Source organism: Cronobacter sakazakii, assembly GCF_000982825.1.
Taxonomy (GTDB): Bacteria; Pseudomonadota; Gammaproteobacteria; order Enterobacterales; family Enterobacteriaceae; genus Cronobacter; species Cronobacter sakazakii.
In genome coordinates this window covers 2,479,327-2,492,947 of the sequence record NZ_CP011047.1, presented here as the reverse complement: position 1 = coordinate 2,492,947, position 13,621 = coordinate 2,479,327, and the positions used below count along the sequence as shown (strand labels likewise).

General features: G+C 57.0%; 11 protein-coding genes. 2 read left to right on the top strand and 9 right to left on the bottom strand.

Translation table 11 applies throughout. The annotated features are described in order from the left end of the window. Positions 1–553: 553 nt before the first annotated feature. From mglC to CSK29544_RS11885, 7 genes are all read right to left on the bottom strand, one after another. Positions 554–1,564 carry a galactose/methyl galactoside ABC transporter permease MglC gene (gene mglC, locus CSK29544_RS11915; protein ID WP_004387466.1) on the bottom strand — a complete coding sequence of 337 codons (1,011 nt, stop codon included), beginning with the start codon at positions 1,562–1,564 and terminating at the stop codon, positions 554–556. A 15-nt stretch (positions 1,565–1,579) separates the two neighbouring features. Beyond that, positions 1,580–3,100, bottom strand: coding sequence for a galactose/methyl galactoside ABC transporter ATP-binding protein MglA (mglA, locus tag CSK29544_RS11910; RefSeq protein WP_004387465.1), 1,521 nt, complete (start codon positions 3,098–3,100; stop codon positions 1,580–1,582). A gap of 81 nt (positions 3,101–3,181) precedes the next feature. After that, complete coding sequence (gene mglB, locus CSK29544_RS11905) at positions 3,182–4,180, bottom strand: galactose/glucose ABC transporter substrate-binding protein MglB (RefSeq protein WP_007899453.1); 999 nt, start codon at positions 4,178–4,180, stop codon at positions 3,182–3,184. Positions 4,181–4,463: 283 nt separating this feature from the next. Beyond that, entirely contained in the window at positions 4,464–5,489 is a 1,026-nt protein-coding gene (gene galS / locus CSK29544_RS11900) for an HTH-type transcriptional regulator GalS (protein ID WP_004387463.1), read from the bottom strand. Positions 5,490–5,644: 155 nt separating this feature from the next. Then, entirely contained in the window at positions 5,645–6,802 is a 1,158-nt protein-coding gene (gene yeiB / locus CSK29544_RS11895) for a DUF418 domain-containing protein YeiB (RefSeq protein WP_007899450.1), read from the bottom strand. A gap of 8 nt (positions 6,803–6,810) precedes the next feature. Further along, a complete protein-coding gene (folE, locus tag CSK29544_RS11890; RefSeq protein WP_004387461.1) occupies positions 6,811–7,482 on the bottom strand; it encodes a GTP cyclohydrolase I FolE in 672 nt (223 codons plus the stop codon). Between the two features lie 125 nt (positions 7,483–7,607). Next, positions 7,608–8,732, bottom strand: a complete 1,125-nt coding sequence (locus CSK29544_RS11885; protein WP_004387460.1) for a YbfB/YjiJ family MFS transporter — start codon at positions 8,730–8,732, stop codon at positions 7,608–7,610. Positions 8,733–8,855: 123 nt separating this feature from the next. On the opposite strand from CSK29544_RS11885, the gene fghA reads away from it, so the two are divergent. After that, positions 8,856–9,686 (top strand): S-formylglutathione hydrolase, encoded by an 831-nt coding sequence (fghA, locus tag CSK29544_RS11880; RefSeq protein ID WP_007899448.1) that lies wholly within the window; start codon positions 8,856–8,858, stop codon positions 9,684–9,686. A 238-nt stretch (positions 9,687–9,924) separates the two neighbouring features. Here the strand turns inward: fghA and CSK29544_RS11875 are convergent, their stop codons facing one another. Continuing rightward, a complete protein-coding gene (locus CSK29544_RS11875) occupies positions 9,925–11,394 on the bottom strand; it encodes an amino acid permease (RefSeq protein WP_029039354.1) in 1,470 nt (489 codons plus the stop codon). A gap of 186 nt (positions 11,395–11,580) precedes the next feature. Continuing rightward, complete coding sequence (gene yieE / locus CSK29544_RS11870) at positions 11,581–12,447, bottom strand: DNA-binding transcriptional regulator YeiE (RefSeq protein ID WP_007851261.1); 867 nt, start codon at positions 12,445–12,447, stop codon at positions 11,581–11,583. A 117-nt stretch (positions 12,448–12,564) separates the two neighbouring features. On the opposite strand from yieE, the gene CSK29544_RS11865 reads away from it, so the two are divergent. Next, entirely contained in the window at positions 12,565–13,614 is a 1,050-nt protein-coding gene (locus CSK29544_RS11865) for a YeiH family putative sulfate export transporter (RefSeq protein WP_007890803.1), read from the top strand. Positions 13,615–13,621 lie beyond the last annotated feature (7 nt).

Below are 13,621 nucleotides of genomic sequence, written 5' to 3'. Positions count from 1 at the left end.
GATGGCAGGTGCGGTGGGTGCGCGATGCTTACCCACCCTACAAATTCCTTTCATCTTGGTACCCGGTGGGTGCGCTGGCGCTTACTCACCCTACAAATTCCTTTCATCACCGTAGGGCGGGTAAGCGCAGCGCACCCGCCATCCAGTTTTTAATATATCAGGTCGGTGAATTCGTTACGTTCGCCACAATGTCATCCTGATATATGCGCTTCCCTCACGCGAACGTGCAAAGGGGGCTCGCCGCCGCCCCCTTTGCAATCCCGGCTCCCGGCGGAAAATCGCCCCTGCGGGGAAGCCTCGCCTTATTCCCTCCGGCCATGGGTCGGGCAAGACAATACCTCCCTGTATTGTCATGCCCTCGCACCGGGTCCCTCCGGTGCGCCCCGGCCTGCGGCGAAACAGCGAGGCCGATTTTTTTAAGCCGGAGCAAAACCATCATCCTCAACGCTCACTCTGAGTGTAAGGCGGGTAAGCGCAGCGCACCCGCCATCATTCACACTCACCGCCTATAAAAAAAGCCCCCGCAAGCGGAGGCTTTTTGGCGTAACCGCGCTTATTTCTTACGCGCGTATTTCAGGGAATCCAGGGCGACCGCGAAAATGATAATCGCGCCCTTGATGATGTACTGCCAGTAAGGGTTGATGCCAATATAGGTCAGGCCGTAGTTGATAACGGTGAAGATAATCACACCGGTCACCACGCCAAGCACCGTACCCACGCCGCCACTGAAGGAGACGCCGCCCACCACACACGCCGCGATGGCGTCAAGCTCATACATAAAGCCCAGGTTGTTGGTTGCAGAACCGATACGGCCCGCTTCCAGCATCCCACCGAAGGCGTAGAACACGCCGGAGAGCGCATAAATCATCAGCAGATTCAGCGCCACGTTCACGCCAGAGACTTTCGCCGCTTCCGGGTTACCGCCGATAGCGAAAATGTTTTTACCAAAGCGGGTTTTATTCCACAGGATCCAGACGAACGCCACGGCAATCAGCGCGTAAAACGTAATGTAGGAAAGCCTGAAACCGCCGAGCGCGACAAACCCCTGCGTAAACGTCGAGAAGCCGGAATCGAAGCCGGAAATCGGCGACGCGCCCACGAAGTCGTAATACAGCGAGTTGATACCGTAAACGATGATCATCGTGCCAAGCGTGGTAATAAACGGCGTCACGTTCAGGTACGCGATGATAATGCCGTTCACCAGACCAATCACAGCACCGATAGCGCAGACAATCAGGATCACCAGCGCAATCGGCATGGTCGCCATTTCCGGGAACACTTTGTTGGCGTTTTCCATCGACTGCAGCAGCGTTGCCGCGACCACCGCGGCGAGGCCAACCTGACGCCCTGCGGAAAGGTCAGTCCCCTGGGTGACAATCAACCCTGCCACGCCAAGCGCGATAATAATACGCACCGATGACTGGGTGAGAATATTACTTAAGTTCAACAGGCTTAAAAACGTCGGGTCCTGGAAAATAATAATGGCCAGCAACACTAAAAGAACGACGTAAATACCGCCCTCTTTCAGATAAGTGAGAAAACTCTTCTTATTTAACGCACTCATGAGGAGCCCCTGATATTAAAGGTGCAAAGACGCAAGACGCAGAATTTCATTTTGCGTCGTCGTTTTGGTGTCAACAATTCCGGAGACGAGGCCATTGCTCATAACCAGAATACGGTCAGTTATCCCTAACAGCTCAGGCATTTCTGAGGAGATAATAATGATCCCCTTACCCTTTTTCGCCAGTTCAGCAATAAGCTGGTAGATTTCAAATTTCGCGCCTACGTCGATGCCGCGCGTCGGCTCATCAAGCATTAATATTTCCGGCTGGGTGAGCAGCCAGCGCCCGATAATCACTTTTTGCTGGTTACCGCCGGAAAGCGAACCAATCTGTGTGCGATGACCCGGCGTTTTAACACGCATTGAGTCAATCACCCACTGGGTATCGCTTTTCATGCGGGAGTTATCCAGCAAGCCGATTTTGCTTTTATAGTTGCGAATATTGGAAATCAGGGAGTTAAAACCGATATCCAGATAAGCGTAGATCCCCGTTGAGCGGCGCTCCTCGGTCACCAGCGCAAAGCCGTTATTAATGGCTTCATTGGCGCTATGGTTATTGATCTTTTTACCGTGCAGACTAATGGTACCGCCGGATTTCTCGCGAATACCAAATAACGTTTCCACAATATCCGTGCGCTTCGCGCCCACCAGACCGGCAATGCCCAGGATCTCGCCTTTATGCAGATCAAACGAGACATCACGGATTGAGGGCTGGCGCAGCGAAGTCAGGTTGCGCACTTCCAGGATCACTTCACCGGGTTTGTTTTCACGATCCGGGAAGCGCTGGTTGAGAGAACGCCCTACCATCATGGCGATGATCTTATCCATATCCAGCCCTTCCAGCGACTGGGTGGCGATCCACTGGCCATCGCGCAGGATAGTGATTTCATCGCACAGCTGGAAGATCTCTTCCATTTTGTGGGAAATATAAACAATACCGCAGCCGCGTTCTTTCAGCTTACGGATAATCTTAAAGAGATGATTAACTTCTTTCTCCGTCAGAGATGACGTTGGTTCATCCATAATGACGATTTTCGCGTCGTAGGAGAACGCTTTGGCGATTTCAATCATCTGCATCTGCGATACAGAAAGCGTACCCACGCGAGCTTTAGGGTCGATATCAATATCGAGCTCGTCGAAAATCGCTTTGGTATCAAGATACATTTTTTCCTGGTCAACAAACATGCCTTTGGTCGGATAACGGCCAAGCCACATGTTGTCCATGACGGAACGTTGTAATACCAGGTTTAATTCCTGATGCACCATCGATATTCCATTCTCCAGCGCCTCTTTGGCCGAATGGAAATCAATTTCTTTCCCCTGGAAAAGAATACTGCCGGAATCTTTTTGATAGATCCCGAAAAGACATTTTAATAACGTTGATTTGCCCGCGCCATTCTCACCCATCAGAGCATGAATAGAATGAGGACGAACTTTTAAATTAACGTTATCGAGTGCCTTAACGCCCGGAAAACTCTTGTTGATATTCGTCATTTCCAACAAGTATTCGCCTGACGACTGCGTATTATTGCTGACCATATTTATACCTGGCTGCGAGTGTGTTGGCTGAGCATGGCACGCTAAAGGGGGCGCAAAATGCGCCCCGTAAATACATTGCAATTATTTTTTGCTGGTGATTTCCGCCAGGTTGTCTTTATCAACGCCGACATAAGGAATACGCACCACTTTGTTTTCAATTTTCCAGTCAGTGCCGTCTGCCGCGCCTTTACCTGCAGCCAGATTTTTAGCAAGGTCAAAGGTCGCTTTCGCCTGGTTGTTGGCATCGTTCAGCACGGTACCGGCCAGCGCGCCAGATTTCACCAGCGCCAGCGCTTCCGGCAGGGCATCCACACCGAAGACAGGAATAGATGATTTGTTGTGCGCTTTCAGCGCTTCTACCGCACCCATCGCCATAGCGTCGTTGTTCGCGATAACCACTTCGATTTTGTTAGCGTTCGGGCCAGAGAGCCAGGCATCCATTTTATCTTTCGCCTGAGCGGTGTCCCACATGGCGGTATCCAGCTGCAGCTGTTCGGTTTTAATGCCTTTATCGTTCAGCTCTTTGATAACGTAAGTGGTACGCGCTTCAGCATCCGGGTGGCCCGGCTCGCCCTTCAGCAGGACGTACTGGATCTGGCCATCTTTGTTCAGATCCCAGCCCGCGTTGGCTTTCCAGTGCTTGGCAATCAGATCGCCCTGGATAATGCCGGATTCTTTGGAGTCGGTGCCCACGTAATAGGCTTTGTCATAGCTGTCCAGCGCTTTGCGGGACGGCTCTTTGTTAAAGAACACGATGGGGATGTTCTGACCGCGCGCTTTTTCGATAACAGTGCCTGCGGCCGCCGGGTCAACCAGGTTGATCGCCAGAGATTTCACGCCTTTTGCCAGCAGCACATCAATCTGATCGTTCTGCTTGGACTGGTCGTTCTGGGAGTCGTTCATCAGCAGTTGAACGTCAGGAGAAGTGGAAGCGTCTTTTTCAATTGCCTTGCGCACGACGGACATAAAGTTGTCGTCGTATTTATAAATGGTTACGCCAATACGGTCGGCTGCCTGAGCCGCGGTGCCAAAAAGCATGCAGGACATAACGGCAGAGAGGGTCAACACCTTCTTATTCATGGTATCTCCGGTTTTTATGCAGGGTAGCAATCGTGAAAAACGGGCGGCAGGACGGTAAGGAGAAAAACCTTACTGAATGCCGAAGTTCACTAATAAAAAACACTTCCTTGCTCGGTAATGCTTCCAGTAAAGCTTTTTTATCGTTCAGGGGCGGCAGATAACGTCAGTGTTAAATCGCCGTTACATAAAGTTTCAGGCCCATGAGACGCCGTCATCATAGTCAGCGCAATGTTAATATACTGTGAATTTTCTCACAGATTGAAAGCGGTTACATCACGCGCATTTATAAACTAGTGATCGGCTCCACATTTTGCCGCGCCGCGACGGAATGACGACGCACCAGCGTAGGCATAAAACAGTGGGTAGCCGTCGGATCCAGCGCTCCTGCGGCCCCCTGCAATGCCAGTTCAGTGGCGAGACGCGCCATGGAGACCACCGGATAACGCACGGTGGTCAGTTGCGGGTCGGTGTAACGGGCAATCGGAATATCATCGAAACCAATGACTGACAGATGCTGCGGCACCAGAATGCCGTTATCTTTCAGCGCCGTCAGCGCGCCTGCCGCCATGCTGTCGTTGTAAGCAAACACGGCGGTGAGATGCAGATTGCGGCCTAAGAGTTCCACCATCGCCGCCTCGCCGCCCTGCATATCCGGGCTACCGGTGCCGACCCAGGCCTCCGGCGGCTGAACGCCTTCATCGGCCAGCGCCCGCTGCCACCCTTCGCGGCGTTTGTCGTTATCATCAATCTGGTGGCTGGAGGCGAGATAGCCGATGCGCTGATGGCCGCTGCTTTGCAGCATGCGCGTCGCCATCATCGCGCCAGTGACATTATCTAGCCCGACGCAGCGATGCGCGTAACCCGGCACGATGCGGTTAATCAACACCATGCCCGGCACCTGTTCAAGAAAAGCGGCAAGCTCCTCGTCGCAAAGCGATTTGGCGTGCACGATAAGCGCGCTGCAACGCTGGCGGATCAACACTTCAATGGCGTGGCGCTCTTTTTCCGCCTCGTGATAGCTGTTGCCGATAAGCACATATTTGCCGTGCTGCTGCGCCACGACATCGACGGCTTTCACCAGCGCGCCGAAGAACGGATCGGAGACGTCCATCACCACAACGCCTATCGTATCGCTGACCTGGGTGGCCAGCGCCTGGGCGTTCGCGTTCGGGCGGTAGCCAAGCTGCGTGACCGCCTGCATGACGGTTTCACGCGTTTCCGGGCTGACCAGCGCGCTGTTATTGAGAACGCGGGAGACCGTCGCAACAGAGACCCCTGCCAGACGGGCAACGTCACGAATGGTGATCATGGCGACCACCCTGAAGAGCTGAAATGCGTCTCACAGAAACCCCCTGTGTTAAGTCAGGTGGCTATTCTGGCAGTGCGCCTGAATGCGCTGCGTGAAGCGCATCACAGCGCTGGAAACGGTTACATACGATTTGTTAACGATTGTGATCCAGATCGTTATCTGGATGATACAGATTGCGGTGCGCCTGCGGCGAGACGCGTCAGACGCCGCCATAGCCACTCCAGCGCCCCCTGGCGGAAATAACGCAGCCACAGCACAGAGAACGCGAGGTTAACGGCCCACACCGCCGGGACAAACGCCAGCAGCGAGAGCCGGTCAAACTGCATAAACAGGCCGAAGCGGTTGAAGAGCGTCGTGCAGAGAAGGCTTTGCAGCAGATAGTTAGTGAGCGCCATACGCCCGACGCAGATCACGGCGGTCATCATTTTCAGGCGCGCCAGGCACGGCCAGTAGCCGAAAACCAGCGCCGTATAGCCGAGCGCCTGCAGCGGCGCGCCCAGTTCGCGCGGTGCCTGAAGCAGAAACGCGCACCAGCGGTAATCCCAGCCGAGATGCCACTGCACGACTATCGCGGGCAGGTTAATCAGCACGCCCAGCGCCACCAGCCCGAAACCGGTGCGCCGGTAGTGGCGCAGGCTGAATTCGCCGCGCAACCAGCCGCTGCGCATCAGCGCCGCGCCGGTCAGCATCATGCCCGCGAGCTGCCAGCCATACTGCGCGCCGAGCGCCAGCAGCATGGAAGAGAGCAGATCGAGACGGCTGCGCACGGCCTCCATGCCCCCTTCCAGACGCCAGAATTTTTCATAGAAGAGATCGGCCGCCTGCGGCGTCCAGGAGCGGCTCATGTGCTCACCGGATATCATGCCGAGCAGCAACAGCACCGCAATCCCGATGAGATAAAGCACCACGCCGGTTTTAAACAGCGATTTAACGCTCGGGGCATCGCGCACCATGCGCCAGCAGATGAGCCCTACCAGCCCGTACGCCAGCAGAATATCGCCATCCCAGATGAAAATGGCGTGTACAAAACCGAGCAGCGCCAGCAGCGTAAGCCTTGCCTGGATCCAGCGTTTACCGCGCGGCAGCAGCATTTGCAGACCAGCCCCGAACAGCAGCGCGAACAGCGTGAGGAATTTGACCTGGGCAAAGAGATCGAGCAGCGCCCATGTCCAGGCGTCGCGGGAGGTGATATCGCCATACCAGGCGGGGTTGAGATAGGCCGCCTTCGGGAGCCCAAAGGCGGTAATGTTGAGCAGAAGGATGCCGAGGATCGCCAGACCGCGTACCGCGTCGAGGGTGATATTTCTCGTCATCCTGGGTTTTAGCCGTTGTGGTGACGCACGGCGCGCAGAAATTCCTGGCGCGTGTTCTGGCTGGATTTAAACAGCCCGCCGAGCGAGGTCGTCGTGGTCGCGCTGGTGGCGTCGCGGATGCCGCGCGCTTTCACGCAGTAGTGCACCGCGTCGATGGAGACCGCCACATTATTCGTGCCAAGCAGCGTTTGCAGTGCCACCAGTACCTGCTGCGTCAGTCGCTCCTGCACCTGCGGGCGCTGGGCGAAGAACTGCACGATGCGGTTGATTTTTGAAAGGCCGATCACCGCGTCTTTCGGGATATACGCGACGGTCGCTTTACCGTCGATGGTCACAAAGTGGTGTTCACAGGTGCTGGTCAGGGTGATGTCGCGCACCGTGACCATTTCATCCACCTTCATTTTGTTCTCAATAACGGTAATCTTCGGGAAATTGGCGTAATCGAGGCCGGAGAAAATCTCATCCACATACATCTTGGCGATGCGATGCGGCGTTTCCATCAGGCTGTCATCGCTCAGATCCAGGTTAAGCAGCTGCATGATTTCGGTCATATGACCGGCGATAAGGCGCTTGCGGGTTTCGTTATCCAGCTCGTTGACCGGCGGACGCAGTGGCGTCTCCAGACCGCGCGCGACCAGCGCTTCATGAACCAGGGCCGCTTCTTTACTGAGTGATGGCATCGTTATTTTCTCCTGCAGGTGTAACCAGACTCTGCCCGGCCGGGGCTGAGCGTGGGCTCATTGTGCGTGAGCTAACGCACATAATCCAGTGGCCGGGGCGAAATTGTTGAAATCGTCGCGGCCTTTCAGGCACGCCGGAAGACCAGCGCGCCGCCGATAAACAGCGCCACGCCCGCGAGCCACAACGCGGGCTCAAGCTGGCCGGTAAAGTGGCTTGAGAGCGCTGAGGTGACCGGCCCGACAAGCTGTCCTATCGCATAACCGGTAGTCAACAGGCCTGCGAGATAGCGGGTGTGCGACGGTGCCAGCTCGCGCCCGCACTGCAAAGAAAGCTGCACCGCGCACAGGAAACCGCCGCCCACGAGAAGTGAGCCGATCACAAGCCCTGATAATCCCGGCAGCAGCGCCGCCGCCAGTACGCCGAGGCCCTGGAGCCAGAGGACAATCGCGAGGCGCTGTGAGGCCGTACCGCGCGTTCGCCAGAGAATACTGAGCGCAATGCCCACAACCGACGCCGCGCCGAACACCGGCCAGACGAACTGCGCGAACAGGCTGCCGGGAAAGCGCGCCGCCGCCATCTGCGATAAAAACGTGGCGGGCAGAATATAGCCGTAGCCTGCGAGACTATAGCTCCAGACCAGTCTTTTGAGCGCGGGCGTCAGTTCCAGCGGCGCAGGCGGCGTATCCGCCCGGTGCAGCTCGCCTTTGCGGGGTAAATAACGGGCGATAAGCGCAATCAGCGCGAACGCCAGCGTGCCGTAAATCACCCAGCCCTGTGCGGCGCTGAGCGCCGCGCCGTGGATCCAGACCGCCAGCAGGCCGCTGATAGTGATACCAACGCCAGGGCCTGCGAAGACCGCCGCGCTCAAACCCGGCCTGCCGTGGTGGGCGAGCTGTTCGTTAGTCCAGCCTGCGGCCATCACCAGCGCCCAGCCGCTCATGCAGCCAATCACGAAGCGCACCACGCCGTGCGACCACGGGCCGTCTGCCAGCGCGGAAACGAGCGTCAGCAGCACCGCGCCCCAGACGCCCATATGCAGTCGGTATTCCACATGACGGTGAGCGCGCATGGCATCCCACGCGCCCACCAGATAGCCAAGATAGTTGGCGGCGGCCACAAGCCCCGCGGTGGTCAGCGTCAGTTCGCCCTCGCCCACCATCAGCGGCACCTGGGGCGTGAACGCGAACCGCCCTATTCCCATTGCCACCACCAGTGCCAGAAAGCCGGTTAATGCGATACGCAGCGCCACGCCGCCTCCATTTGTTAAAATAAAGTTATCAATATGATGCGCTATGATCCCGGCCTGGTGAAGTGAAACTTGCTCACCTGACGGTTAGACTGCACTATCCGGGTTTGAACAAAAGGAGCCCCTATGGAACTGCTCGAAGAACACCGCTGTTTTGGCGGTTTACAACAGCGCTGGCGTCACGACTCCCGCGTGCTTAACTGCCCGATGACCTTCAGCATCTATCTTCCGCCCGACGCGCAGACTCCGCCGCCGGTGGTGTGGTGGCTGTCCGGGCTGACCTGCAGCGATGAGAATTTCACTACCAAAGCGGGCGCGCAGCGGGTCGCCGCTGAGCTGGGACTGGTGCTGGTGATGCCGGATACCAGTCCGCGCGGCGACGCGGTGGCGGATGACGCTGGTTACGATCTTGGGAAAGGCGCGGGCTTTTACCTTAACGCCACCGAGACGCCGTGGGCCGCGCATTACCGGATGTTTGATTATCTGAGCGAGGAGTTACCGCAGGTGCTGGCGGAGAACTTTACGCTGGCGCCGAAAGCGGCGATTAGCGGACATTCGATGGGCGGCCACGGCGCGCTTATCATGGTGCTGAAAAATCCGGGGCGTTTTAGCTCGGTGTCGGCGTTTGCGCCTATTGTGAACCCGGCCGGGGTGCCGTGGGGCAAAAAAGCGTTCGCGGCGTATCTGGGTGATGACGAAAATCTGTGGCGCGCGTGGGACAGCTGCGCGCTGATGGAGCAGGCGTCTGCGGAAAACGCGATCCCGACGCTTATCGATCAGGGCGACAATGATCCGTTTTTCGGCGAGCAGCTTCAGCCGGAGCGGCTTGACGAAGCCGCGCGCAAGGCGGGCTGGCCGCTAACGTTGCGTATGCAGCCGGGTTACGACCACAGCTACTATTTTATCGCCACGTTTATTGAAGAGCATTTGCGTTTCCACGCGCAGCATCTGCGTTAACAGGGCGTGGTGGGTGTGATTCAAAGGTCGTAATGCGGTACGTAGTGGGTGCGCTGCGCTTACCCACCCTACTGTATAAAAGGGCAATGGGGGATGGCATAAAAGAGCAATGGCGGGTGCGCTTTGCTTACCCCCCCTACGATAAAGGTGCGACAGGTATGTAGGGCGGGTAAGCGCAGCGCACCCGCCGTCCCCCAGAAAAACCCCATAAAAAAGGGCGCTTTACGCGCCCTTTTCTTTATTTCTTCAGATGTTCAGGGAATTCCATATCGCGGTAACGCACGAAACGGGAGCCCTTCACCAGCTTGTAACCAAACCAGATAATCAGGAACAGCGGAATGCCAATATAGGTGGCCGCAACGGCTGCCCAGTCAATGGTGTCCGCAAGGAACGCCTGATAGTTCTGGCCGAGCGTAATAATCAGGCACAGCACAAAGGCGAAAATCGGGCCCAGCGGGAAGAAGCCGGAACGATACGGCAGATCGTTAATGTCATTGCCCTGCAACACATAGCCGCGACGGAAACGGTAATGGCTGATGGCGATACCCAGCCAGGCGATAAAGCCCGTCATGCCGGAGGTGTTCAACAGCCACAGATAGACCGTCTGGTTGCCGAACATCGAGGTCAGGAAACACAGACCAGCGATAACCGTCGTCGCATACAGCGCGTTGCGCGGCACGCCGCCTTTCGACAGCTTCGCGAAAATGCGCGGCGCTTTGCCGTCGCAGGCGAGCGTATAGAGCATACGCGTGGAAGCATACATCCCGGAGTTACCCGCAGACAGCACCGCCGTCAGGATCACCGCGTTCATAATCGCCGCCGCGCCCAGCAGACCGGCGTGCTGGAACACCAGCGTAAACGGACTGACGCTGATATCTTTCACGTCGTTACGCAAAAGGCTCGGATCGGTGTACGGAATAATCAGGCTGATTATCAGAATTGCGAACACATAGAACAGCAGGATACGCCAGAACACCTGACGCACCGCGCGCGGAATGTTTTTCTCCGGCTCCTCTGATTCACCCGCCGCGATACCGATAAGCTCGGTGCCCTGGAAGGAGAAGCCGACAATCATCGCCACGCCTATCATCGCCGAGAAACCGCCCGCGAACGGCGCGTCGCCGATAGCCCAGTTGCTCCAGCCGGCCGGCGCTGCCCCTTTGAAAATCCCGACGATCATCGCGACGCCCACCAGGATAAAAATAATCACGGTGGCGACTTTGATTAACGAGAACCAATATTCCGCTTCGCCGAAGCCTTTCACGGAGATGACGTTCAGCAGGAACATGATGCCGAGGAACAGCGCGCTCCAGATCCAGCCGGGCGTGTCCGGGAACCAGTAGCTCATCACCAGCTGTGATGCCACCAGGTCAACCGCGATGGTCACCGCCCAGTTGTACCAGTAGTTCCAGCCGAGCGCGAAGCCGAAGCCTTCTTCGACATATTTCTGGCCGTAAGTGGAAAACGAGCCGGAGACCGGCATATAGGCTGCCAGCTCGCCGAGGCTCGTCATCAGGAAATAGACCATCAGACCGATGAGAATATAGGACAACAGCGCGCCACCCGGGCCCGCCTGAGAAATGGTCGCACCGGAAGCGACAAAAAGCCCTGTGCCGATGGAGCCGCCAATGGCGATCATGGTCAGGTGGCGCGCCTTCAGTTCGCGACGCAGCCCAGGCGCTTGTGTGGTTTTAGATTCGGAAACCATATAAAAATAATGCCCATCCATCAAAAGAGGCGCGATTGTAGCAGAGTTGCCGCTAAGCGCCTGGTGGAAATACGCGGTTATAAGAGAGCTTCATGATCGCTCGAGGATTATAAGTAAAGCAGCGAATCGGGGCGTTGAGAGGAAAAAAACTGATGATGAGCGCGCCGTGTGACGCGCTCCGCGAAATCAGAGTTCGCAATAGCGCAAAAAACGCGCCAGCGCGCTGGAGAGATGTTTTTGTCGGTGATGAATGCGGTAAAGCGTGCGCACCAGCGGCGGCAGCGGCACTTTCACTTCTACCAGCGAGCCGGTTTCCAGCTGCTCGGCGATCACCCGTCGCGACAGGCAGCTCACGCCAAGCCCGTGGCGCACCGCGTGTTTAATCGCTTCCGAGTTGCCAAGCTCCATGCTGAGGCGAAACTGCGGCAAATGTGACAGCAGCAGATAATCGACAATTTCGCGCGTGCCGGAGCCTTTCTCGCGCAAAATCCACGGCATGGCGGCGAGCCGTTCCAGCGTCACTTCGCCTTCCAGCAAGGGGCTTGCGGGCGAGGCGAACACCACCAGTTCATCCTCAAGCCACGGCTGCGCCACGATTTCTGCCATATGGCACGGCCCTTCGATAAGCCCGATATCCACGCGAAAATCGCACACCGCCTGCACCACGTCGAGACTGTTGCCGACGCTCATCTCCAGCGGCAGATCCGGAAAGTCGCGGCGATAGCGGGCAATGATTTCCGGCAGAATATAGTTGCCGATGGTGCTACTGGCGTAAACGCGGATAGCGCCATTGTCGTTGCGAAACAGCCGCTCGATTTCGCCCGCCTGCTCCAGCAGCGCCACGGTGCGCGGATATAACAGCCGCCCGTGTTCATTGACAACCAGCCGCTTGCCGACGCGGTCAAAAAGCTGCACGCCGAGCTGGCCTTCCAGATCGGTGAGCGCCGCGCTGACGGCGGACTGAGAGAGGGACAACATCTGAGAGGCCTGGGTCGTCGAACCACTTTTCAGGACTTCGGCGAACACTTCCAGCTGGCGTAAGGTGATGTGCATGATGACCTCGTGCGAACGCAACCGTGCTTACCACTTATTAAGATTAATTATAAATATATAATCAATTTTAATTTTATACCAGAACGGCATAAGCTTATTCCATAACAGGAGGACGCGATGACCACACTGACTTATTCCGAACGCCATCATGGGCTTATGCATTTCTTGCCGGGTCTGGCGCTGACCGGTTTACTCACCGCCGCCGCTATCTGGATCGGCGCGATTCCGGCCGTAGGTAACGCCGGTTTCAGCGCGCTGACCGTGGCCATTCTCGGCGGGATGATTATCGGCAATACGCTGTACCCGAAAATCCATACCCACTGCGACGGCGGCGTGCTGTTCGCCAAACAGCATTTGCTGCGCCTGGGCATTATTCTGTACGGGTTTCGTCTTACCTTCTGGCAGATAGCCGATGTGGGGGCGAGCGGCATTCTTGTTGATATCCTGACGCTCGCCAGCACCTTTACTCTCGCCTGCTGGCTCGGGCAGAAAGTGTTTAAGCTTGACCGTGAAACCAGCTGGCTGATTGGCGCGGGCAGTAGCATCTGCGGTGCCGCGGCGGTGCTGGCGACCGAGCCGGTGGTGAAAGCGCAGGCGAGCAAAGTCACCGTGGCGGTGGCGACGGTCGTGATTTTCGGTACGCTCGCGATTTTTGTCTACCCGCTGCTGTGGCCGTGGCTTTCGCCGTGGTTTAGCGAACAGACGTTTGGCGTGTATATCGGCTCAACGGTGCATGAAGTGGCACAGGTGGTCGCGGCAGGCCATGCGGTCAGCTCGGACACCGAAAACGCGGCGGTGATTGCCAAAATGCTCCGCGTGATGATGCTGGCCCCGTTCCTTCTGCTGCTGGCAGGCCGGGTAAAACAGCTCTCTCCACGCAATGGCGAGAAAGCGGGCAAGATTACCATTCCGTGGTTCGCCCTGCTGTTTATTGTGGTCGCGGCGTTTAACTCCCTGCATCTGCTGCCGCAGGCGGTCGTGCAGACGCTGGTGACGCTCGACACCATTCTGCTCGCGATGGCGATGGCGGCGCTCGGCCTTACGACGCACGTCAGCGCGCTGAAAAATGCCGGTGTGCGTCCGCTGCTGATGGCGCTGGTGCTCTTCGTCTGGCTGATTGTGGGCGGTGGCGCGATTAATCTCGCGGTCACGCATCTGCTGGCATAAAGCGGCA

Bases quoted from the DNA above. Each gene is read 5' to 3' on its own strand.
- mglC (WP_004387466.1), bottom strand. From the start codon at position 1,564: ATGAGTGCGTTAAATAAGAAGAGTTTTCTCACTTATCTGAAAGAGGGC.
- mglA (WP_004387465.1), bottom strand. From the start codon at position 3,100: ATGGTCAGCAATAATACGCAGTCGTCAGGCGAATACTTGTTGGAAATG.
- mglB (WP_007899453.1), bottom strand. From the start codon at position 4,180: ATGAATAAGAAGGTGTTGACCCTCTCTGCCGTTATGTCCTGCATGCTT.
- galS (WP_004387463.1), bottom strand. From the start codon at position 5,489: ATGATCACCATTCGTGACGTTGCCCGTCTGGCAGGGGTCTCTGTTGCG.
- yeiB (WP_007899450.1), bottom strand. From the start codon at position 6,802: ATGACGAGAAATATCACCCTCGACGCGGTACGCGGTCTGGCGATCCTC.
- folE (WP_004387461.1), bottom strand. From the start codon at position 7,482: ATGCCATCACTCAGTAAAGAAGCGGCCCTGGTTCATGAAGCGCTGGTC.
- fghA (WP_007899448.1), top strand. From the start codon at position 8,856: ATGGAACTGCTCGAAGAACACCGCTGTTTTGGCGGTTTACAACAGCGC.
- CSK29544_RS11875 (WP_029039354.1), bottom strand. From the start codon at position 11,394: ATGGTTTCCGAATCTAAAACCACACAAGCGCCTGGGCTGCGTCGCGAA.
- yieE (WP_007851261.1), bottom strand. From the start codon at position 12,447: ATGCACATCACCTTACGCCAGCTGGAAGTGTTCGCCGAAGTCCTGAAA.
- CSK29544_RS11865 (WP_007890803.1), top strand. From the start codon at position 12,565: ATGACCACACTGACTTATTCCGAACGCCATCATGGGCTTATGCATTTC.